20 protein-coding genes are annotated in these 20,656 nt (G+C 64.4%); 5 read left to right on the top strand and 15 right to left on the bottom strand.

What is annotated here, in order from left to right:
* Positions 1 to 3 precede the first annotated feature (3 nt).
* Positions 4 to 822, bottom strand: coding sequence for a diaminopimelate epimerase (gene dapF, locus V0U35_RS02480; protein ID WP_330195069.1), 819 nt, complete (start codon positions 820 to 822; stop codon positions 4 to 6).
* 62 nt (positions 823 to 884) lie between these two features.
* On the opposite strand from dapF, the gene V0U35_RS02475 reads away from it, so the two are divergent.
* On the top strand, positions 885 to 3,143 hold the full coding sequence (locus V0U35_RS02475; RefSeq protein ID WP_330195068.1) for a prolyl oligopeptidase family serine peptidase: 2,259 nt from the start codon (positions 885 to 887) through the stop codon (positions 3,141 to 3,143).
* Between the two features lie 385 nt (positions 3,144 to 3,528).
* Here the strand turns inward: V0U35_RS02475 and odhB are convergent, their stop codons facing one another.
* From odhB to V0U35_RS02440, 7 genes are all read right to left on the bottom strand, one after another.
* The gene (gene odhB / locus V0U35_RS02470; RefSeq protein WP_330195067.1) at positions 3,529 to 5,136 is read right to left on the bottom strand and encodes a 2-oxoglutarate dehydrogenase complex dihydrolipoyllysine-residue succinyltransferase; all 1,608 of its coding nucleotides are present in this window, start codon (positions 5,134 to 5,136) and stop codon (positions 3,529 to 3,531) included.
* A gap of 40 nt (positions 5,137 to 5,176) precedes the next feature.
* A complete protein-coding gene (locus tag V0U35_RS02465; protein WP_330195066.1) occupies positions 5,177 to 8,158 on the bottom strand; it encodes a 2-oxoglutarate dehydrogenase E1 component in 2,982 nt (993 codons plus the stop codon).
* A gap of 157 nt (positions 8,159 to 8,315) precedes the next feature.
* Positions 8,316 to 9,200, bottom strand: coding sequence for a succinate--CoA ligase subunit alpha (sucD, locus tag V0U35_RS02460; RefSeq protein ID WP_330195065.1), 885 nt, complete (start codon positions 9,198 to 9,200; stop codon positions 8,316 to 8,318).
* A gap of 18 nt (positions 9,201 to 9,218) precedes the next feature.
* On the bottom strand, positions 9,219 to 9,665 hold the full coding sequence (locus tag V0U35_RS02455; protein WP_330195064.1) for an acyl-CoA thioesterase: 447 nt from the start codon (positions 9,663 to 9,665) through the stop codon (positions 9,219 to 9,221).
* Complete coding sequence (locus V0U35_RS02450) at positions 9,662 to 9,952, bottom strand: hypothetical protein (protein ID WP_330195063.1); 291 nt, start codon at positions 9,950 to 9,952, stop codon at positions 9,662 to 9,664. Before V0U35_RS02450 ends, V0U35_RS02455 begins: the two co-directional genes overlap by 4 nt.
* A 139-nt stretch (positions 9,953 to 10,091) precedes the next feature.
* A complete protein-coding gene (gene sucC / locus V0U35_RS02445) occupies positions 10,092 to 11,285 on the bottom strand; it encodes an ADP-forming succinate--CoA ligase subunit beta (protein WP_330195062.1) in 1,194 nt (397 codons plus the stop codon).
* Between the two features lie 114 nt (positions 11,286 to 11,399).
* Positions 11,400 to 12,674 carry an MFS transporter gene (locus V0U35_RS02440; RefSeq protein WP_330195061.1) on the bottom strand — a complete coding sequence of 425 codons (1,275 nt, stop codon included), beginning with the start codon at positions 12,672 to 12,674 and terminating at the stop codon, positions 11,400 to 11,402.
* A gap of 63 nt (positions 12,675 to 12,737) precedes the next feature.
* On the opposite strand from V0U35_RS02440, the gene V0U35_RS02435 reads away from it, so the two are divergent.
* Positions 12,738 to 13,346 carry a YceI family protein gene (locus V0U35_RS02435; RefSeq protein WP_330195060.1) on the top strand — a complete coding sequence of 203 codons (609 nt, stop codon included), beginning with the start codon at positions 12,738 to 12,740 and terminating at the stop codon, positions 13,344 to 13,346.
* A 4-nt stretch (positions 13,347 to 13,350) separates the two neighbouring features.
* On the opposite strand, the gene V0U35_RS02430 is transcribed toward V0U35_RS02435, so the two are convergent.
* The 5 genes from V0U35_RS02430 to V0U35_RS02410 form a co-directional block, all read right to left on the bottom strand.
* Positions 13,351 to 14,064, bottom strand: coding sequence for a methyltransferase domain-containing protein (locus tag V0U35_RS02430; protein WP_330195059.1), 714 nt, complete (start codon positions 14,062 to 14,064; stop codon positions 13,351 to 13,353).
* An 83-nt stretch (positions 14,065 to 14,147) separates the two neighbouring features.
* Positions 14,148 to 14,723, bottom strand: a complete 576-nt coding sequence (locus tag V0U35_RS02425; RefSeq protein ID WP_330195058.1) for a DoxX family protein — start codon at positions 14,721 to 14,723, stop codon at positions 14,148 to 14,150.
* Entirely contained in the window at positions 14,720 to 15,466 is a 747-nt protein-coding gene (locus V0U35_RS02420; protein WP_330195057.1) for an HvfC/BufC family peptide modification chaperone, read from the bottom strand. Before V0U35_RS02420 ends, V0U35_RS02425 begins: the two co-directional genes overlap by 4 nt.
* Positions 15,459 to 16,292: an MNIO family bufferin maturase gene (bufB, locus tag V0U35_RS02415; RefSeq protein ID WP_330195056.1), complete on the bottom strand. Its 834-nt coding sequence runs from the start codon at positions 16,290 to 16,292 to the stop codon at positions 15,459 to 15,461. The genes V0U35_RS02420 and bufB overlap by 8 nt, the downstream gene beginning before the upstream one ends.
* Before the next feature lie 66 nt (positions 16,293 to 16,358).
* Positions 16,359 to 16,661 (bottom strand): BufA1 family periplasmic bufferin-type metallophore, encoded by a 303-nt coding sequence (locus V0U35_RS02410; RefSeq protein ID WP_330195055.1) that lies wholly within the window; start codon positions 16,659 to 16,661, stop codon positions 16,359 to 16,361.
* 349 nt (positions 16,662 to 17,010) lie between these two features.
* Here V0U35_RS02410 and V0U35_RS02405 point away from each other — a divergent pair, with 349 nt between their 5' ends.
* Both V0U35_RS02405 and V0U35_RS02400 read left to right on the top strand, forming a co-directional pair.
* Positions 17,011 to 17,565, top strand: coding sequence for a sigma-70 family RNA polymerase sigma factor (locus V0U35_RS02405; protein ID WP_330195054.1), 555 nt, complete (start codon positions 17,011 to 17,013; stop codon positions 17,563 to 17,565).
* On the top strand, positions 17,562 to 18,197 hold the full coding sequence (locus tag V0U35_RS02400) for an NrsF family protein (RefSeq protein ID WP_330195053.1): 636 nt from the start codon (positions 17,562 to 17,564) through the stop codon (positions 18,195 to 18,197). Before V0U35_RS02405 ends, V0U35_RS02400 begins: the two co-directional genes overlap by 4 nt.
* Before the next feature lie 293 nt (positions 18,198 to 18,490).
* Here the strand turns inward: V0U35_RS02400 and V0U35_RS02395 are convergent, their stop codons facing one another.
* Positions 18,491 to 19,021 (bottom strand): DUF2306 domain-containing protein, encoded by a 531-nt coding sequence (locus V0U35_RS02395; protein WP_330195052.1) that lies wholly within the window; start codon positions 19,019 to 19,021, stop codon positions 18,491 to 18,493.
* A gap of 264 nt (positions 19,022 to 19,285) precedes the next feature.
* On the opposite strand from V0U35_RS02395, the gene V0U35_RS02390 reads away from it, so the two are divergent.
* Positions 19,286 to 20,026, top strand: a complete 741-nt coding sequence (locus V0U35_RS02390) for a LytTR family DNA-binding domain-containing protein (protein ID WP_330195051.1) — start codon at positions 19,286 to 19,288, stop codon at positions 20,024 to 20,026.
* On the opposite strand, the gene V0U35_RS02385 is transcribed toward V0U35_RS02390, so the two are convergent.
* Positions 20,023 to 20,649: a hypothetical protein gene (locus V0U35_RS02385; RefSeq protein WP_330195050.1), complete on the bottom strand. Its 627-nt coding sequence runs from the start codon at positions 20,647 to 20,649 to the stop codon at positions 20,023 to 20,025. The two genes, V0U35_RS02390 and V0U35_RS02385, sit on opposite strands and share 4 nt — an antisense overlap.
* Between the last annotated feature and the right edge of the window lie 7 nt (positions 20,650 to 20,656).

Raw genomic sequence — 20,656 nt, 5'->3', positions numbered from 1 at the left:
GTGTCAGGCCGGCCAGTCGATCTCGCCGGTCAGGGCCACCGGACCTTCGACGGTGACATGCCCGTCGTCGCGCCAAACGGCCTGGAGTTCACCGCCGTCGGCCAGGATCGCCGTCGCCCGTCCGGTCAGACCTCTGCGCGCCGCCGCGACCAGTGCGGCCGCAGCTCCTGTGCCACAGGCGAGCGTCAGTCCTGCTCCGCGCTCCCAGACCCGAAGGCGGATACGGGCCTCATCGAGGATTTGCGCAAAGCCGACATTGACGCGTTCGGGGAAGAGCGGGTCATGTTCGACCCGGTGCCCAATGGCCCGGGCGGGAACGGTTTCGGCATTCTCGACAAAGAAGACGCAATGCGGATTGCCCATCGACACTGCGCCGGGTGATGACAGGCGCAGGTCGCGTCCGGCCTCGACAGATAAGTCCATCGAGACCGTATCCATCTCGCGCGCCAGCGGGATGTCCTGCCAGCCAGTCCGTGCGGGACCCAGATCGACACGGACGCGCCAATCGCCCGTCCGTTCCGCTTCCATCAGCCCGCCATCGGAATCGAGCACCAGCCGGTCGGTGTTCAGGCCCTCCATCACGTGCCAGGCGACACAGCGCGCACCATTGCCGCACGCGCCCGACGGACTGCCGTCGGCGTTGATGACACCCATATGCGCATCACCCCGGTCGCTATCGGAAATGATCAGGAACTGGTCAAAACCATGACGTGCCGCGAGGCCGCGCACCTGGTCGCCCCCCATCCCGGCCAGCGCCGCCTGGCCACGGACATCGATCACCAGAAAGGCGTTACCGGCTCCGTTCATCAGCCAGGCGGGCATGCGTGTCTCCACTGTTGTCCTGGCCCCGTTCCGCTTTGCCTGGCGGGCGGGACGCGCTAGGTATGAGCCAGACTTATCATTCTGTGGAGTTTTCAACCATGACCTTCCACCGCCACTGGCTTGCCGCCGCGGCTGTCTGCGTGCTGGCCGCCGCCTGTTCCGCCCCCGAGACCGACGAGGACACGAGCGCCGACATGGATACCGCCGCCGACATGGACACCGGCACCGAAGAACCGGTGCGCGAGATTGTCGAGATCGATCCGGAGAACGATCCGCGCCTCTGGCTGGAAGAGGTCGACGGCGAGCGCGCGCTGGAATGGGCCCGTGGCCAGAACGAGCGCACTTTCGCCCGCCTGCAGGACGACCCGCGCTATGACGGCTTCTACAATGCAGCGCTGGAAATCTACCAGAGCAATGACCGCATCGCCTACGGGGCCTACCAGGGCGGCTTCGTCTACAATTTCTGGCAGGATTCCACCAACACGCACGGCCTGTGGCGGCGGACCACGCTGGACAGCTATCTCTCCGACGCGCCCGAATGGGACGTGATCCTCGATCTTGATGCCCTGTCGGAAGAGGAAGACGTCAACTGGGTCTGGCGGGGCGCGAACTGCCTCGGTCCCGATTATAACCGCTGCATCATCACCTTGTCAGACGGCGGGCGGGATGCCGCCCATCGCCGCGAATTCGACATCGAGGCCCGGTCCTTCGTGGAAGACGGCTTCGTCACGCCCGAGGCCAAGGGCGGGATCAGCTGGATCGACGAGAACACCGTCATGGTCGGCCTCGCCACCGGCGGCGAGGAATCCACCGAGTCCGGTTATCCGGTCGCGGCCTATCGCTGGGAGCGCGGCACGGCGTTCGAGGATGCCACCGAAGTCCTGCGCGGCGACCTCACCGATGTCGGCCTCTGGGGATTCCGGGTGGAGGACAATCACGGCACAACCTTCATGATGGCGTCGGAAGCCGACACCTTCTTCGAAACGACCTGGTGGATCCTGCCCGACGGGGCCGAACCCGTTTCCCTGCCCATCCCGGCGCGGTCCTCCATCCAGGACTTCTTCGACGGTCAGCTGATCATCTCGCTGGAAGAAGAATGGACCCATGGCCAAGAGACCTTCCCGCAAGGTGCGCTTTTGTCCTTCGACCTCGCCGCCTTTGTCGACTCCGGCGAAATCGCCACAGTGAACACTGTCTTCGTGCCCAATGACCGCCAGTCCATTGGCGGCGTCGGGGCGACACAGTCCACTCTGCTTGTCCAGATCGACGAGAATGTCACCGGCGGCCTGCAAGCCTTTACGCGTGGCGAGGACGGTCTCTGGTCGTCCGAAACGATCGCCACACCCGAGAACCTGACGCTCGGCCTCACCGGCACCAGCGTCCATCACGATGTGGCCTTCCTCAATGTCGAGGGCTTCCTGACCCCGGACTCGCTCTATGTCGTGGACGTGGAGAACCGGTCTGTCGAAGTCGCCAAGTCGACACCAGAACGCTTTGACGCCGACGGCCTGGTCGTGGAGCAGTTCGAGGCCGAGAGCCCGGACGGCACGATGGTGCCGTATTTCGTGGTGCGCCACGAAGACACGGTGATGGACGGCACAACCCCGACCCTGCTTTACGCCTATGGCGGATTCCAGGTGACGATAGCGCCCTCCTATTCGGGCGTGCGCGGCCGTCTCTGGCTGGAAAATGGCGGGGCCTATGTGGTCGCCAATATCCGCGGCGGTGGCGAGTTCGGCCCGGCCTGGCACCAGGCAGGCCTGAAGATGAACCGCCAGCGCATCTATGATGATCTGATCGCGGTCGCCGAGGACATGATCGACACCGGCCTGACCTCGCCGCGCCATCTCGGCGTCTATGGCGGATCAAATGGCGGCCTTCTGACCGGCGTGATGTACACCCAGCGCCCCGATTTGTGGAACGCCGTCGTCTCGGCCGTGCCGCTGCTCGACATGCTGCGCTTCGACCAGCTTCTGGCCGGTGCGAGCTGGGTTGGCGAGTACGGCAGCCCGTCCGATCCGGACGAGGGCGGCTTCCTGCGCTCGATCTCGCCCTACCACAATGTCGATGCGAACGGGGATTACCCGGAAATCTATCTCTACACGTCGACCGCCGACGACCGCGTCCATCCCGGCCATGCCCGTAAAATGGCGCACCTCCTGTCGGAAACCGGCCACCCCTATCTCTATTACGAGAACCTCTCAGGCGGTCACTCGGCGGCGGCAGACCTGCCGGCGCTCGCCCGGCGCGACGCCATGCTCTACGTCTTCCTGACGCAAAAGCTGATGGACGACGAAGCGCCTGAGGGGAGCGCGGAGTAAGCATCACGCTTCGGCCCTTGGGCTTGATCCAAGGGCCCAGGAACCAGGCATGACAAAGGCCCTCCGGATCACCTGGAGGGCCTTTTGCTTTGTCGATTCAGGGGTGGGCCCCTGGATCAACTCCAGGAGCCGAACTCAAACGCCCCCTCGTCCTGAGGTGCCCGCGAAGCGGGCCTTTAAAGGATGGGACGATGCACCTAGCGTGCTTCGAGGCTGACCTGTCGGTCAGCACCTCAGCATGAGGAATGTTTGTGCGTTCCAAAAAACCTTATGCTCCTCTCCCTTGAGGGGAAGGAAAGAAGCTGTTTCTGCGTCATGCCCCGATTTATTCGGGGCATCTCTTTCCACACGAGATCACCCGGATAAACCGGGTGATGACGTGCTACTAGATATCAAACAGAAGCCGCTGCGGGTCCTCCAGCGCGTCCTTGACGCGTACCAGGAAGGTCACGGCCTCTTTCCCGTCGACGATGCGGTGATCGTAGGAGAGCGCCAGATACATCATCGGGCGGATCACGACCTGGCCGTTCTCGGCGATGGGACGTTCCTGGATCTTGTGCATCCCCAGAATGCCCGATTGCGGGGCGTTGAGGATCGGCGTCGACAGGAGCGAGCCGAAGATGCCGCCGTTTGACAGCGTGAAGGTCGCGCCCTGCATGTCCTCGATCGAGAGCTTGCCGTCGCGGGCCTTGGCGCCCAGCGCGACGATTTCCTTCTCGATATCGGCGAGCGACAGGCGGTCGGCATCGCGCAGCACCGGCACGACAAGGCCGCGCTCGGTCGAGACCGCCACGCCCATATTGTAGTAATTCTTGTAGACGATCTCGTCGCCGTCGATCTCGGCATTGACGTTCGGAATGTCTTTAAGCGCGCTGACGCAGGCCTTCACGAAGAAGCTCATGAAGCCGAGCTTGACGCCATGCTTGGCCACAAAGGCCTCCTGATGGGTCTTGCGGGCCTTCATGATCGCCGACATGTCGGCCTCGTTGAAGGTGGTCAGCATCGCGGCCGTGTTCTGCGCCTCCTTCAGGCGCCGGGCGATGGTCTGGCGCAGGCGCGACATGCGCACCCGTTCTTCACGAGGCTCTGAAGACTGTGCTTCGGTCACTTCCGGAGCCGTCATCGCGGCCTTCACCGGCTCGCGGCGCGCCTCGGCGGCGTCCGGCGCGGCACCGCCGGATTTCAGCGCAGCCAATGCATCACCCTTGGTCACGCGCCCGTCCTTGCCCGTGCCCTCGACCTTGGCGAGGTCGAGATCGTGCTCGGCAGCGACACGCTTGGCCGCCGGCATCGCCTTGACCGGCGCGTCGTCTGCTTTCGATTCGGCCTTGGGAGCATCCGCTTTCGCCGGTGCTTCGGCACCGCCGCCCGCGCCTTCGCGAATGCGCGCGATCACATCGCCGGGAGAGACCGTGTCGCCCTCCTCGGCCAGCCGTTCGGCGACGATTCCGTCAACAGGACAGGGGACTTCGACGGCGACCTTGTCGGTCTCGATCTCGACCAGCGCCTGGTCCTTCTTCACCGCCGCGCCGACATCCACGAGCCACGCGCCGACAATGCCTTCGGTGACGCTCTCGCCCATTTCCGGGATGCTGGCGTCCACGACATTGCCGCCGCCCCCGCCATCCTCATCTTTCTTCGGCTTGGACTTGCCTGAGTCCTTGCTGGTTTCGGCCTTGGCCTTCGGTGTGTCTTCGGGTTCGGGCGCAGGCTCGGCCTTGGCTTCCGCCGTGTCCTCGGCTTTGGCCGGAGCGGCATCGCCCGAGGACAGCTCAGCGAGCTTGGCCCCGATCTCGACCGTATCACCTTCCTTCGCGACGATGGCCGCGAGCGTACCGTCAGCTTCCGCGCGCACCTCGATGGCGACCTTGTCGGTTTCCAGTTCGACGAGCACATCGTCCTTCTTGACCGCGTCGCCTTCGGCGAAATTCCACGCGCCGACCGTGGCTTCGCTGACGGATTCGCCGAGTTGGGGAACGGTGATGTCGGTCATGGTGACGGATCTCTTTCTCGTCTAGGGGGCCGGGCGTCAGTTAAGAGCCCAGCGCGTCTGCAATCAATGCGTCCTGTTCAGCCTTGTGCGCCGCAGCGGTGCCGGCGGCGGTCGAGGCCGCGGCCGGGCGTCCGGCATAGGCGGGCCGTTTAACCTTCGCCTCGGCCTGCTGGAGCGCCCATTCGATATTGGGTTCCATGAAGGTCCACGCGCCCATATTCATCGGCTCTTCCTGACACCAGACCATGTCGGCATTGGGGAAGCGCTTGAGTTCGTGGAGCAGCGAGCGCGCCGGCACCGGATAGAATTGCTCGACGCGCAGCAGATAGACATCGTCGATGCCGCGCTCCTCGCGCGCTTCAAGCAGGTCGTAATAGACTTTGCCCGAACACATCACGACGCGGCGGATTTTCTCGTCGGCGACCAGCTTGGTCGTGGTCAGTTCGACATTGCCTTCGTCGCGCTGGGAGGTATCGGCATCGTCCCACAGAATGCGGTGGAAGGACGACCCCTCGCCCAGCGCCGCCAGCGTCGACACGCAGCGCTTGTGGCGCAGAAGCGATTTCGGCGTCATCAGGATGAGCGGCTTGCGGAAACCGCGATGGATCTGGCGGCGCAATATGTGGAAATAGTTCGCCGGCGTTGAGCAGTTGGCGACCTGCATATTGTCCTGCGCACAAAGCTGGAGGAAGCGCTCCAGGCGCGCCGAGGAGTGTTCCGGACCCTGGCCCTCATAGCCGTGCGGGAGAAGCGACACTAGACCGGACATACGCAGCCATTTGCGTTCACCGGCAGCGAGGAACTGGTCAAAGACAACCTGCGCGCCGTTGGCGAAATCGCCGAATTGCGCTTCCCACATCACGAGCGTATTCGGGGCCGAAAGCGAATAGCCGTACTCAAAGCCCAGAACCGCCTCTTCGGACAGCATGGAATCGATCACTTCATACCGGGCCTGGTGCTCGGAGAGATGATTGAGCGGCGTGTAGCGGGCCTCGGTGGTCTGGTCGATCACGTGCGAGTGGCGCTGCGAGAACGTCCCGCGTCCGCAGTCCTGACCGGACAGACGCACCGGGAAACCCTCTTCCAGCAGCGTCGCAAAGGCGAGATGCTCTGCCGTCGCCCAGTCCAGCCCCGCGCCGGCCTCGATGGCCGAACGGCGGCCCTCGATCACGCGTTTGAGCGTCCTGTGGATGTCGATATCGCCCGGGATATCGGTCATCCGTGCGCCGATATCCTTCAGGCGCTCGACCGGCACGGCAGTCTCGCCGCGGCGTTCGTCTTCCTCGGGCAGGCCCAGGCCGGACCAGACGCCATCCAGCCAGTCGGCCTTGGACGGTTCAAAATCCTTTCCGGCCTCGAACTCACCGTCGAGCCAGGCGTCGAATTCATCGCGCAGCGTGTCGATCCCGTCCTGGTCGATCACGCCCTCGGCGACCAGCCGGTCGGCATAGAGCGACAGCGTCGTCGGGTGCCCCTTGATCTTCGAATACATGATCGGCTGGGTGAAGGACGGATCATCGCCCTCATTGTGGCCGTAGCGGCGATAGCAGAACATGTCGACGACGGCGTCCTTGCCGAAAAGCTGGCGGTACTCGGTCGCCATTTTCGCGGCATAGACGACGGCTTCAGGATCGTCGCCATTCACGTGGAAGATCGGGGCCTGCACCATCAGCGCCACATCGGACGGATAGGGCGAGGACCGTGAATCCTTCGGCGCGGTGGTAAAGCCGATCTGGTTGTTGACGATGAAATGGATCGCCCCGCCGGTGCGGTGACCCTTCAGGCCTGACAGGCCGAAACATTCGGCCACCACGCCCTGGCCGGCAAAGGCGGCATCGCCGTGCAGGAGGAGTGGCAGAACCGAGCTGGACGACTCATAGTCATCACCGTGCAGGCGGCGCAGCTTGGCCTGTTTCGCCCGCGCCTTGCCCAGCACGACCGGATCCACGGCTTCGAGGTGGGACGGGTTCGGGGTGAGCGAGAGGTGGACGGTATTGCCATCAAACTCGCGGTCGGATGACGCCCCGAGATGGTATTTCACATCGCCGGAGCCGAATTCGCCGCCCTGCGTCGAACCACCCTGGAATTCATGGAAGATCTGGTGGTAGGGCTTGCCCATCACCGAGGCGAGGACGTTCAGCCGGCCGCGGTGCGGCATGCCGATAATCATGTCCTCGACGCCCATCGCGCCACCACGCTTGATGATCTGTTCCAGCGCCGGGACCATCGCTTCGCCGCCATCAATGCCGAAGCGTTTCGCGCCCGGATAGCGCTTGTGCAGGAAGCGTTCAAAGGCCTCGGTCTCGACCAGTTTCTTCAGGATGGCGATCTTGCCTTCCGGCGAGAAATTGACGCCCTTCTCCGGCCCCTCGAAACGCTCCTGCAGCCAGGCCTTCTCCTGCGGGTTGGAGATATGCATGAACTCCACACCCAGCGTGCCGCAATAGGTGCGTTTGAGGATGTCGAGCATCTGACGCGGGGTCGCGGTTTCGAGCCCGAGATAGCCGTCGATGAAAATCTCGCGGTCCATGTCGGCCGCCGTGAAGCCATAGGTTTCCGGCTGCAGTTCGGGCTGTTCTCCGAAACTCGTCAGTTTCAGCGGATCGAGATCGGCGGCGAGGTGTCCGCGCATCCGGTAGGCGCGGATCAGCATGATGGCGCGAATGGAATCCTGAGTGGCGGCGCGCACATCCTCGGCGCTGGCATCGGGCAGACGCTCGGCAACGCGGTCAATCAGGGCCGGAGCGGGCGACGCGTCGATGGCACCCAGCGCACTGGTCAGGTCGCCATTGGCCTGCGGCGGCCAGCCGGGCCGCTTCCAGGACGGCGCGGACGCAGCCTGACCGGCGAGCGCAGGTCCGTCATCGAGCTCGGCGAAAAAGTCGCGCCATTCCTGCGGCACCGATTGCGGGTCGCGGGCATGGGCAGCGGCCAGCTGCTCGATGAATTGAGCATTGCCGCCATAGAGGAAGGCGGTGTCGAGGAAAGACTGGTTCGCGGCGCTGCGCTTGGTATCCGACATGGGGTCCTGTCGCTGGTCTTTTGTGTGCGGGAGGACCGAATCACCGGCCTGCCCGGTTGGCAAGAATGCCCTGCTTTTGTGACGGCGGCGTCTTAACGCCCCGTCACCGCTCCCCCGTTTGATGTAGCCCTTTATGGCGCGGACGCCAGCGTTCTGGCTAGCCTTTCAGCACTTCGGCCATGGTCGTGCCAATGCGGGCCGGACTGTCCGAAACGGTGATGCCGGCGGCCTTCATGGCCTCGATCTTGTCGTCCGCGCCGCCCTTGCCGCCGGAAATGACTGCGCCGGCATGGCCCATTCGGCGCCCCGGCGGGGCGGTGCGCCCGGCGATGAAACCGACAACGGGCTTGGAACGACCCTTCTTCGCTTCGTCGATCAGGTATTGCGCGGCTTCTTCTTCGGCCGAGCCGCCAATCTCGCCGATCATGACGATGGACTGGGTCTCGTCGTCGCCGAGGAACATGTCGAGGCAATCGATGAAATTGGTGCCGTTGACCGGGTCGCCGCCAATGCCGATGCAGGTCGACTGACCAAGGCCCACATTTGTCGTCTGATGCACGGCCTCATAGGTCAGCGTGCCGGAGCGCGAGACAATCCCGACCGAGCCCTTCTTGTGAATATGGCCCGGCATGATGCCGATCTTGCACTCGCCCGGCGTGATGACGCCCGGGCAGTTCGGGCCGACGAGGCGCGAATTCGAACCGGAGAGGGCGCGCTTCACCTTGACCATGTCGGCGACCGGCACGCCTTCGGTGATGGCGACGATCAGTTCCACGCCAGCGTCGATGGCTTCGAGAATCGCATCGGCGGCGAAGGGCGGCGGCACATAGATGACGCTCGCCGTCGCGCCGGTTGCTTCGCGCGCCTCACCGACCGTGTCGAATTGCGGCAGACCGAGATGGGTTTGCCCGCCCTTGCCCGGCGTCACCCCGGCGACCATTTTCGTCCCGTATTCCAGCGCCTGCTCGGTGTGGAACGTGCCGGTCGAGCCGGTCATGCCCTGGGTGATGACCTTGGTATTCTTGTCGACAAGTACGGACATGGCTTTTTCCTGGCGTTTCTAAGCGGCTTGTTTGGAGAGCACCGGCGTCTTTTCAAACGCGGTGATACGGTTGGTATAGACGTCTGGCAGCGGGATCGGACGGCGCGTTTTGATATCCGCGCAGACATAGGTCATTGACCCGTCGGCGAGCAATTCATCGCCGCGATAGATGGCAAATTCATAGACCACCGAGGATGACCCGAAACGCGCGCAGCGAAAGCCGATCTCGATGAGATCGTCCAGAACGGCCGGGCTGCGAAAATTACAATTGGCGTTGACGGTGAAGAAATCAAAGCCCAGCGCCTTGGTGCGGTCCCACATCATGTCGAGCGCGCGGAAATATTCGGATACGGCGTAGTCGACCAGGACGAAGTAATTGGCGTTGAAGACGATGGCTTGCGCATCGACCTCGGCCCAGCGCACCCGGTGGGTGTGAAAGAAGGTGAAGCGGGAGCGGTCGGTCATGCCTCGCCGCCTCCCGCCGTCAGCTTGTAGCCGATGGCAAAGCAGAACCAGCTCGACCCGGCGGCCACACCGGCCATCAGGGGCCAGGCGAGCGCCATTGCGTCCTCGACCAGATTAACCATAGCCAGCGCGGTCAGCTGTCCGATCAGGACCGGCGTCAGCAGGCCCATGATCAGGCTGAAGGCGAAGATATTCCACCGCATCGCCCGCATCCGCGCACGGAAATACCAAGCCGCGAACGCGCCCAGAATGGCCGGCAGGACGAGGATGAGGAGGACGGGGATCATCGTGCGAGCACCAGCTGCCGCATCATGCCCCACCCCACCCTTGCCCTCCCCTCAAGGGGAGGGAATAGCGCTTGGACTCCCTCCCCCTCGGGGGAGGGTTGGGGTGGGGGGGTAAAAAGATGTTGGCGCATGTCCAACATTACCCCTTCACGGCCTTGACGATTTTCTGCGCGGCGTCGTCGAGATCATCGGCCGGGATCACGTCGAGACCGGATTCGGCAATGATTTTCTTGCCCTTCTCGACATTCGTGCCTTCGAGGCGGACGACGAGCGGCACGGACAGGCCGACTTCCTTGACCGCGGCGATCACGCCTTCGGCAATCGTGTCGCACTTCATGATCCCGCCGAAAATATTGATCAGGATGCCTTTCACCTTCGGGTCCGAGGTGATGATCTTGAACGCGGCGGCCACTTTCTCTTCGGTGGCACCGCCGCCGACATCGAGGAAGTTCGCCGGTTCCGCACCGTAGAGCTTGATGATGTCCATGGTCGACATGGCGAGGCCCGCGCCATTGACCATGCAGCCGATATCGCCATCGAGCGCGACATAGGAGAGGTCGTATTTCGACGCCTCGATTTCCTTGGGGTCTTCCTCGGTCAGGTCACGCAGCTCGACCACGTCCGGATGGCGGTAGAGCGCATTGTCATCAAAGCCAATCTTGGCGTCGAGCACGTGCAGCTTGCCGGACCTGGTGACGATCAGCGGATTGATCTCCAGAAGCGCCATGTCCTTCTCGACAAAGGCGGTATAGAGCGCGCCCATCAGTTTCACGCACTGTTTGAGGAGATCACCGTCGAGATCGAGCGCGGCGGCGATCCGCCGCCCGACATAGGCGCTGTAGCCTGCGGCCGGGTCGACATGGATGGTGTGGATCTTTTCCGGGGTCTCGGCGGCCACGCCCTCGATATCCATCCCGCCTTCAGTGGAACAGACAAAGGCGACGCGGCTGGTCGCGCGATCGACGAGGAGGGAGAGGTAGAGCTCGCGCTCGATATCGGCCCCGTCCTCGATATAGACGCGCTGGACCTGCTTGCCGTCTTCGCCCGTCTGCTTGGTGACGAGGGTCGAGCCGAGCATCTGGTTGGCCATCTCGCGCGCTTCGGTGACAGACCTGGCGAGCCGGACGCCGCCGGCCTCGCCCGCGCGCTCTTCCTTGAAATGTCCCTTGCCACGCCCGCCGGCATGGATCTGCGCCTTCACCACCCAGAGCGGGCCGGGCAGCATTTTCGCAGCGGCTTCCGCTTCGCGGGCATTGAGCGCCATGTGGCCGTCGGACACCGGCGCGCTGAAGGATTTGAGCAGGGCCTTGGCCTGATATTCGTGGATGTTCATCGTCGGTAGCGGGCCTTCATTCGGAATGGCGCGAATCGCGCCGGGACGGGGCGAAGATGGGCGTTCCGCTTATAACACTGCCCTTCGCAGGTGCAACGCGCCGGTCCCTCGGGCCTACAGCGCCTGGTCGTCCGGTTCCCAGGACGGCTCGATATCCGGTTCCGGCGCTTCTGCCAGCGCCGCCGAGGTCGCCTGGATGTTGACGAAGGCTTCGCGGTCCACCGGGTCGGGCGCGGTCCGCTCGCGCTGACGCAGGAACATGAGGCCCGCCAGCGCCGCGCCGCCAATGGCGGCGAACAGGAACACGCCGCGCATGCCGAACGGGCTGGAATAGAGCGCCCCGGCGATCAGCGGACCTATGATCGAACCCGCCCCCCACAGCATCAGGAGGCAGGACGTCATGGCGGGCAACTCGTCCGCGCTGGCCCGGTCGGCGGCGTGAGCGACCGCAATACCGTAGTGGGACATGGATGCTGCCCCCCACAGGCCGATGAGGACCATGCCGGCAATGAGGCCCGGATCGACCAGAATGGTCAGGATCAGCGCAACCGCGCCAAAGGCTGCGCCAAGCCCGGCGATCACCATGCGCCGGTCGATCTGGTCGGAGAGTCGCCCGACCGGCCACTGCAGCGTCATGGAGGCAACATAGATCACGCCCATGGTCAGGGCCGCCGCGCCGAAGCCCGTTGCTGCCCCTTCAGGCGTTTCTCCCAGGGCTTCTGCCCAGATCGGCAGGAAGGTGAGAACACCGGTATTCACGAAACCGGCAAAGAAGACGCTGATCCCGGCCGCCGGGGCATTGAGAATCAATCGCCAGGGCGTCGTCGGAAAGGTCTTGGGCGGACGCGGCTGCGCCCGGTGGGTCGCCGAAACCGGCACCAGTGCCAGCGCCGCGAACACGCCGCAGACGATAAAGGCCTGCTCCAGCCCGGCCGTCAGGGCGACTAGGAAGGGGCCGATGACGATGCCGGCCCGGCCGGCAATCTGGTAGGCGGAAATCACGCTGCCGCGCCGGTCAGCCGGCGTCGCGTCCGCGATCCAGCTTTCCGCGACGGCGAAGAGCGCCGCGCTGCACGCGCCGAAGACCAGGCGGGAAATGCTCCACGCCCAGACATCGGTCCCGAGGCCCAGGACCAGCGTCGATGCGGCGGCCACGCCCGCCGCGGCGGTAAAGGCGCGGATATGCCCGACGCGGGCAATGAAGCCCGGCGCATAGAAGGCCCCGCCCAGAAAGCCGGCGGCATAGGCCGCTGCCACCGATCCGATGGCAAAGCCCGACCAGTTCTCCGCCGCCATGGCCAGCGGCAGAACCACGCCCAGCGCCCCGATGGCAACCTGCATCAGGGCGACGGACAGCATCAGCACGGCGACGTTACGGTAGAGGGCCAATGGACTTGTTCTTTCGCATGCTAGAGTGTCGGGACAAGGCGTCACTCAACACGGAGTCGGTGAATGTTCAAGCCGCGCGCGATAATCGGCCTTCTGGTTTCCGCATTCATACTGGCCGCCTGCGGCGACGGGACCGGTCCGCGGTCCGGTGCCGCATGGTTCCTCGACCCGGCCGCATCGAGCATCACCTTTGTCAGCGTCAAAAATGGCGATGTCGTGGAATCCAACCGCTTTGGCGCAGTGAACGGATCGATTTCCCGGGACGGACGGGCCACGCTGGAAATCCAGGCGGCCAGCGTCGATACCGGGATCGACACGCGCGACGAGCGCCTGCGCCGCTACATCTTTGCCACCGACGAGTATCCGCTGGTCACGATTGAAGCGACGGTCGACCCGGACAGTTTCCGCGAGCTCGACACCGGGTCGGCCATGCTGGCCGAGCTTGAAATGGCGGTTTCCATTGCCGGACGCACAAACACGCTCTTTGCCAATGTCCGCGTGACCCACGCGGCGCGCGATACCGTCATCGTATCGACGATCGATCCGGTCCTGGTCGATGCCCGCGACTACGGCATGGATGACGGGTTGGCGACGCTTGCCGAACTGGCGGCGCTGGACGCCATCACGCCGGTCATCCCGGTTTCGGTCTATCTGGTGTTCGAGCGGAGCTAGGCCGTCAGCCCGGCTTGCGGGCAATCCACAGCACGTCTTCCTTGGCGAGGCCATAACCGGCCTCGTCCTCGGCGGGCAGCCGCCATGCCTCGACTGTGAAGCCTGCCTCGCGCACGCGCTCGGGAAAATCGCGCCCGTAATAGCGTAAATGGCTTTCGTCGAGATAATGGGCGTAGCGTTCCGCCTTGGTGGTCAGCGCCGGGTTTTCATACGTCTCCTCGCGCGCCCAGTTCTGCGGCACGGTGTAGAGGGCAAACCCGCCCGGTTTCAGAACGCGGAAGGATTCACGCATCGCCTTGCGGTCATCAGGGACGTGTTCGAGCACGTGATTGGCAATCACTACGTCGACACTGGCGTCCTCGAAGAGCTTCATGTCGGCCATGTCCATGGCGTGGCGCGCCTTGCCGGGCACCAGGTCAGCGGTGTGATAGGCCGCGTTCCCGGCCATGTCCTTTACGAAATAGGCTTCCGGCGCGAAGTGCAGGATGGTGCGGCCATCCTTCAGATCGATCCCTTCCCGTGTCAGGAAGAGATGGATCAGCCGATGGCGTTCGCGCGATCCGCAATTGGGGCAGCGCCCGTCCCAGCGCGGCGGTGTACCGAGCGCATGAAACCGGCCGGTATAGTCACAGATCGGACAATGCCGGTCGGGGGATTTCACCGAGAACTGGCGCGGGTCGCGCATCCAGGCGCGGACGGTTTTCAGGGCAATCTTCATCGGGCGGACGCCTCCTCGCGCCGTGTCGCGCCCTCCATAGACGCGCCAGGGCGCAAAGATCAATCCGCCCGGGGCGCTTCGGCTCAGGCCGAAGGAGCGAGTTTCCGCCCGATGACGAAGTCCAGAGACAGCCGTCCGCCGCCCCGACTGACAAGATAGAGCAATGGGACAAGCCACAGCGCCGCCGTGCCCCAGAAATGCGCCCAGGTCGGGAAAATGAAGATCTGGATGACCAGCGTCATGCCGATGAGGCCCAGCGCGGAAAGGCGCGTCGCCAGTCCCAGTACGAGCAGGATCGGCAGGGTGAATTCGGCCAGCGTCGCCATCCACGCCGCCACGCCCGGCGGGATCAGCGGCAGGGCGAAATCGCCGGCAAACTGATTGAGCGTCGTCTGTTTCAGGGTCAGCGGCAGTTCAGGCAGTTTAAAGCGAAAGCGCTCGACCTCGAAATTGTTGATCACCTCGACATAGTGCATCACCCCGAAGGTCTCGACCTTGAGAATGAGCGAGCGCCAGAACACGCCCGCAATGACGATGCGGGCAAACAGCGCCAACGCGTCATGGCTGATGACGCGCCGTGCCATCCCGAAGGCGCGATAATAGAGCTGGCCGGCCGGGCCGAACGCCGGGCGATGCCCGTCAAATGGTTGCGGCGTCATGCGGTATCCCTCGCAAACAGGCCTTCCTTGAGGAGGCGGATGAAAATCTGGATCGGGTCCTGGCCGGGGTCGGTCAGTATCGCGGCAGCGGCTTCCAGCGTTTCGCCTGCGGCCAGCGCCTTCAGAAACCCCGCTTCGGCCTGTTCGAGACGGCGATGCCGGATTTCGCCGGCCGGGCGATGAATGAGTGCGATTTCGCCCCCCTCGCCGAGGCGGACACGCCGGACCGTTTCGTCCTCGCGATTGGTCCGCCAGATTGACCAGGCCGGAAAATCCGATGCGATGACCCGGACCGCGGGGTGCAGGCGGACGCGCAGTGACGCGAGCGCCGCCGGTTCGACACCCTGCACATTGCGCAGCGTCAGGAGCGGTGCGTCTGCGGCGTGATGACTTTCCAGCCAGGCCCGGTCGATCCGGGCCACGTCCGGCAGCCACGGATAGGGCGATGAGGCGTCATGGTGATCGAGCATGGCGGCGAACCCCTCGCCATAGAGGCTGAGCGTGCGCTCGCGCGGCGGATGGGCCTCCCAGAAGGCGCGCGCAACGGCTGAGAACCGCTGGTCGCCCAGGAGGCGTTTGACTGCCGGGTAGGCGTCGCCCAGCGCATCGACCGCGCTGCGCACGACCGTGTTGCGATAGACGGCAAAGCCCGGCGCGTCCGGATCCGACAGGCGCGACGCGATCCGTGAAGCATCGCCGGTCACGAGAGCGCTGGCGAAAAGATCCTGCCAGGTATCAGGCATGGTCCCGGCTCCGTGATGCGGCGAGGTCCAAACAGGCCTGCGCCTGGTCACGCTCTGCCATCAGCTCGGCAAAGTCCGGCAGGTTGGAATCCCGCTCGATCAGGGTCGGGACCGGCCCGGTCAAACCCAGTACATGGTCATACAGATCCCAGACATCATCGCGCACCGGCGCGTCATGGCTGTCGATCAGCAGCGCCTCGCCATGGGTGGCGTCCGGCGTATGCCCGGCGAGGTGGATTTCACCGACGGCCGACAGGTTCAGCGCGTCCAGATAGGCGCGCGCGTCATATCCCATATTGTTCGCGCTGACATGGACATTGTTGACGTCGAGGAGGAGACCGCAGCCAGTCCGGCGAACCGTTTCGGCGAGGAAGTCCGTCTCCGCCATCTCGGCTGTCAGATTCAGATAATGGGAGGGATTTTCGATGAGTATCGTCCGGCCCAGCGCCTCCTGCGTCTCGTCGACATGTGCACAGAAGCGGTCAAGGGCGTCAGACGTGTAGAGAACGGGCAGCAGGTCACCGAAATAGACCCCGTCATGGGCACACCAGGCGAGATGTTCCGACATCAGCGCCGGGGCGTAGCGGTCAGCGAGCGCTTTCAGGCGCTTGAGATGGTCACGGTCCGGCCGTTCGGTCCCACCCAGTGACAGGCCGACACCGTGCAGCGAGAGGGGGTGTTCCGCCGCGATGGCATCGAGCCAGGCAAGGCGTGGCCCGCCCTCTGACATGTAGTTTTCCGGATGCACTTCCACCCACAGCCCCGCGTCTCGGGCCTCGAGCGCGGCGCGATAGTGCGCGGCCTTCAGCCCGATACCGGCACCCATGGCGGGGGGCGGGACGGGTGCGGGAGCGGGGCTGTGGGAGGACATGTGCGAAAAAGGCCGGAGAGCCTACGGGCGCTCGATCGGCTCGAGCGAACCGTTGCCGTAGGGCGTTTCGATGCTCTCGCAGGTGCCTTCCTCGACATAGGTCCAGGCATTGCCCTGGTAGTCGACGGTGGACGTGCCCTGGCAGGACGTGCCCGGCCCGGCCGCGCAATCATTCTCGCCGGCCAGCGCCACGCCGTAGCAGCGTTCCTGGCCGTCAGCGGCCATCTCGTCCATGTCGCCATCATCGGCGTGGGCGACGGCAGAGGCCAGCGACAGCGCAAAGGCGGACGCGGTCAGGGCGGCGAATTTGGTTTGGGTTTTCATCGGTCTTGATCTCCAGTGAAGTTGAGCCTGAGGCAGTGACTGACCGGGCAGGCCGGCCACGCTCCCTCCTTCGCGCCGGGCGGCGATGCGGTTACAGGCGGGTGGCCAGAAAACCGCGGTGGCGTGAGTCACGACGCGATAGTATATTGAATTATATAGACTAATTTCCCGGCCTTTGTTGCGTTCACGGCTTCGTGAGCCGTACCTGCCAGGCGGTGAAAACCCGGTTTTGCCCGCTCCACGACCGGGGCTAGACTGACCTGCGCACCGGCCCGGGTGTCTTGAATGAGTCGTGGCCTGTAACCGTCAGACCGTCTGGTGCGAAGGACAGGGGGAGCAGTTCGCGGACATGCCTGATCAGGAGACCCGGTTTGCCGTCCTGATGGCACTCGGCCAGCAGGGTGACGCCAGCGCCTATCGGGAGCTTCTGGTGGCCCTGCAGGGCCGGCTGTCCGCCTATTTTTCGCGCCGCCTCGCCGCCGATGCGGCCAGCGTCGACGATCTGGTACAGGAAACCCTGATGGCCGTGCATGTGAAACGCGCAACCTATGATCCGGGTCTGGCCTTCTCGGGCTGGCTCTACGGCATTGCGCGCTACAAGCTAATTGACCACTACCGGCGGCTGAAAGTGCGGCGTACCGAACCCCTGGACGAAGCCCGCTTCGCCGCCGACCTCGCCGACGATGCCGAAGCGGCCGGCGCACGCATGGATCTCGAGGAATTGCTGGGCCGCCTGCCGGAGAAGCAGGCCCGCGCCATTCGCCTGACCCGGATCGACGGTCTGTCGACCCGCGAGGCCGCCGCCGCGCTCGGCACCAGCGAATCCTCGATCAAGGTCAGCGTGCATCGCGGCCTCAAGACCGCATCCGCCAGCCTCGACGACAGCGGAAAGACCGACCCATGAAGGATCTGATCGAGACGCTAGCCGATGACCTGCAGCCGGCCCCGCCCCGCCGTCCGGTCCTGACCGTGCTTGCGCCGATGGCGGCCGCAGCGCTCATCCCGCTGGGCATTGTCGTGTTTGTCTTCGGGCTCCGGACCGACATGGAAAGCGCGGTCATGTTGCCGCATTTCTGGATCAAGTTCGGCGTCATGGCACTGATCGCGGCCCTGGCAGCACCCGCGCTCCTGCACCTCTCACGGCCGGGCGGAAAGCCCGGCAATGGCCTTCTTGCCGCCGGTCTTCTGGCCGCGGCACTGGTGCTGGCCGGACTGGTCAATCTGGTCCTCACATCTGATGGCGCGCGGATCGACGCCCTGCTTGGCCACTCCTGGTCGAGCTGTCTGTGGAAAGTCGGCCTGCTGTCGGCACCGCTCTTCGTCGCCAGCGTCATCGGCCTGCGCCGCATGGCGCCGACGCGCCCGCGCGCAGCCGGACTGGCCGCAGGGCTGGTTGCGGGCGGCGGGGCGGCGGCGATCTATTCGCTGGGATGCGCCGAGACCAGCCTCACCTTCCTGGCCAGCTGGTATCTGCTGGCAGTTTTGGTGGTGGCCGGTACCGGTGCCCTGCTCGGACCCCGCCTGCTGCGCTGGTAGGAGTCCTGGCGGTCAAGTGGGCCTTGCGGCGCGGCCAGCGGTGGCAGGGCCTGGAACCGCATGTCCTGTCCCTGCCTATCGATCCGCACGAGCTGGCGGTTTTCACCGGTGGCGACACAGGTATCGTTGTTCTGCGAACCGCCGCGCGCTTTCAGGCGCAGAGAGGCATACCTGCCAGGGTGGCTAACCTGATCATGACATGTCCCCTCAGTTCGATTGCCGGGAATCCTGGCGAGCTGAACCAACAGGCAGACCTACCACTTGTTCACCTCGCCCACACCGGCGTGAAGGTCTCACCCACTGAAGACGATCTGCCACATCAGCCGCCCGGGCATGAACGCAAACAGGCCCGGCAGAAGAAGCGCGCCGAAGAACAGGCCCAGGACGGCATTGCGGTGTTTCTCGGTCTTCATCTTGCGCGCATTGGCGATCACCCCGACGAGGCCCAACAGGGTGAGCGGCACGAAGATGTGGATGAAGCTGAAGTCGCCGCCGTTGATCTCGCGAATGAAGATCGCGCTGATCGCGGTCGTCACCATCAGCACCGCCCAGACATAGCCCAGTGTGCGATGGGGTAGCGTGCCTTTCGGGGCGGCCAGCTGGACCGCACCGAGCACGAGGGCCGACATCGCTGCGGCGACATGGATCTGAATGACCCAGTTCGCTTCGAACAGAGGGGCGAGGTTAAATTGGATTCCCTTGTAGGAATTGGCCATGCCGGCGAGCACGGCCGGGAAATTGTCTCCGGTCGCCTGCCAGAGGGCGGCACCGACAACGACGGTCAGCAAGACGAAGCCAATGGCGAGATGACGCAGTGAAGTCATGACCGGGCTCCGCCACACAGGATAACGGGATCGCCGGCGGCCTGGTCGAGCGTGAAAACCAGGGCCGGGAAAGCGAGCGCGAAACTCGTGATCAGAAAAAGAGCGGTCCGCATGTAAATCCTCCATTGCAGGGTGCGGGCTGTGAGGCCCTCCCACTGGCGCGGATCGGGGACCGGAGAAACCGGCAATTCGCGAGCGGGGTTATTCCCGCCGCGAACCGCGCTATTCTCCCGTTCGCGATACGTGAACGGACAGGAGCGGCGCGTGGGCAAGTGGACCAAACCGATCCGGGCGATCTTGCCCAGCGCGGGATTTTTCCTGGTTGTCGGGACGTTTCTGGCTTTTCTCGCGCCGTACCAGACCGCCGGACTGGGCTGGCCCGCTGTCTGGTTCTACTGGGTCGGGCTGATCGCTTTCGGGACGATCTGCGGCCAGGTCGCCACGCGAATGATCGAGCCGGTTTCGGGCACCTGGCCGGAATGGCTCGCTTACGCGCTGGTCTCCATTCTGGTCGCGATACCGGTCACCGCCGCGGTGCTGACCCTTCAGGCCCTGTTCGGTGATCCGACACCGTTATCCGTCTGGCCCATGGTCTTTGCGCTGGTCTGGGTGATCTCGGCCGCCGTCTCCGCGATCAGTTATTTGAAGGACCGCCACGCCAGCGGGCAGGGCAGTTCGGAGCCGCTCGCGGGACGTGCGCTGACCGACAAGCTGCCGGTACGACTGCGCCGGGCTGAAATCCGGGCGCTCCAGTCCGAGGACCATTATCTGCGGGTCCATACCTCAGCCGGTGATGCGCTGATCCTGATGCGGCTGGCTGATGCGATTGCCGCCGTGGAGGCGCTCGAAGGCGCACAGACCCACCGGTCCTGGTGGGTCAGCCGAGCAGCCGTCACCGACGCGCGTGTGTCAGGCGGACGAGCCACATTGGTACTCTCCGATGGCATGGAAGTGCCCGTCAGCCGGACCCACGCTCCCCGTCTGCGGGAGGCGGGCTGGTTCTAGGATTTCAGACCCCGGAACAGCTTGATCTGCGTCACGGCGAGCAGGCTGTTCACGATGATGAAGGGGACCAGCATCCACTGCGCGCCCGCATCGCCCCAGACAATGTCCGCGACGAAGATCAGGAAGGCCCAGAACAGGCCGTTCAGGATCAGGAAGACCGACAGGCGTTGAACCTTCGCCCGGGCAGTTTCGGGGCTTTGTTCGGTGTCGGCGGTTTCAGCGCGCGGCGCGGCCAGCGCTGCTCCCGACCAGATCAGTCCGGCAACCATGAAGGTTCCGATTCCGATGACGGATTCGATAAGCAGAATACCGTCAGCCGGAGCAAACACCGCGACTCCGACGCAGGCCAGACCAGCGAGAACAAAGATCGCTCCGGCAAGCCGGTCGGCGCGCCGCATCCCCGGATAGGCACGGCCGGACCGGACCGGCATTACAATCTTGGGCAGGATATTGCCCGCTCCCAGCAGCATCAGGCCGAAAACGATACAGGCCAGCCGACGTGTCAAATCCCGGTCGAGCCAATCGAACGCCCCGGCGAGGACGACCCCGGCCAGACCCGCGATCAGCAAGACGGCGAAGGCGATGGATACCGGGTGCGACGGCTTGTGCAATGTCTCTGTCATGACAGTC

The sequence above is a fragment of the Hyphobacterium marinum genome, assembly GCF_036330325.1.
GTDB classification, from domain to species: domain Bacteria; phylum Pseudomonadota; class Alphaproteobacteria; order Caulobacterales; family Maricaulaceae; genus Hyphobacterium; species Hyphobacterium marinum.
This window is presented reverse-complemented; position numbering and strand designations above follow the sequence as displayed.

Coding starts and splice junctions, on each gene's coding strand:
- V0U35_RS02435 (WP_330195060.1), top strand. CDS start 12,738: ATGTTCAAGCCGCGCGCGATAATCGGCCTTCTGGTTTCCGCATTCATA.
- V0U35_RS02395 (WP_330195052.1), bottom strand. CDS start 19,021: ATGACTTCACTGCGTCATCTCGCCATTGGCTTCGTCTTGCTGACCGTC.
- sucC (WP_330195062.1), bottom strand. CDS start 11,285: ATGAACATCCACGAATATCAGGCCAAGGCCCTGCTCAAATCCTTCAGC.
- dapF (WP_330195069.1), bottom strand. CDS start 822: ATGCCCGCCTGGCTGATGAACGGAGCCGGTAACGCCTTTCTGGTGATC.
- V0U35_RS02450 (WP_330195063.1), bottom strand. CDS start 9,952: ATGATCCCCGTCCTCCTCATCCTCGTCCTGCCGGCCATTCTGGGCGCG.
- V0U35_RS02400 (WP_330195053.1), top strand. CDS start 17,562: ATGAAGGATCTGATCGAGACGCTAGCCGATGACCTGCAGCCGGCCCCG.
- V0U35_RS02425 (WP_330195058.1), bottom strand. CDS start 14,723: ATGACGCCGCAACCATTTGACGGGCATCGCCCGGCGTTCGGCCCGGCC.
- odhB (WP_330195067.1), bottom strand. CDS start 5,136: ATGACCGACATCACCGTTCCCCAACTCGGCGAATCCGTCAGCGAAGCC.
- V0U35_RS02475 (WP_330195068.1), top strand. CDS start 885: ATGAGCCAGACTTATCATTCTGTGGAGTTTTCAACCATGACCTTCCAC.
- bufB (WP_330195056.1), bottom strand. CDS start 16,292: ATGGGTGCCGGTATCGGGCTGAAGGCCGCGCACTATCGCGCCGCGCTC.
- V0U35_RS02455 (WP_330195064.1), bottom strand. CDS start 9,665: ATGACCGACCGCTCCCGCTTCACCTTCTTTCACACCCACCGGGTGCGC.
- V0U35_RS02410 (WP_330195055.1), bottom strand. CDS start 16,661: ATGAAAACCCAAACCAAATTCGCCGCCCTGACCGCGTCCGCCTTTGCG.
- sucD (WP_330195065.1), bottom strand. CDS start 9,200: ATGTCCGTACTTGTCGACAAGAATACCAAGGTCATCACCCAGGGCATG.
- V0U35_RS02385 (WP_330195050.1), bottom strand. CDS start 20,649: ATGACAGAGACATTGCACAAGCCGTCGCACCCGGTATCCATCGCCTTC.
- V0U35_RS02465 (WP_330195066.1), bottom strand. CDS start 8,158: ATGTCGGATACCAAGCGCAGCGCCGCGAACCAGTCTTTCCTCGACACC.
- V0U35_RS02405 (WP_330195054.1), top strand. CDS start 17,011: ATGCCTGATCAGGAGACCCGGTTTGCCGTCCTGATGGCACTCGGCCAG.
- V0U35_RS02420 (WP_330195057.1), bottom strand. CDS start 15,466: ATGCCTGATACCTGGCAGGATCTTTTCGCCAGCGCTCTCGTGACCGGC.
- V0U35_RS02430 (WP_330195059.1), bottom strand. CDS start 14,064: ATGAAGATTGCCCTGAAAACCGTCCGCGCCTGGATGCGCGACCCGCGC.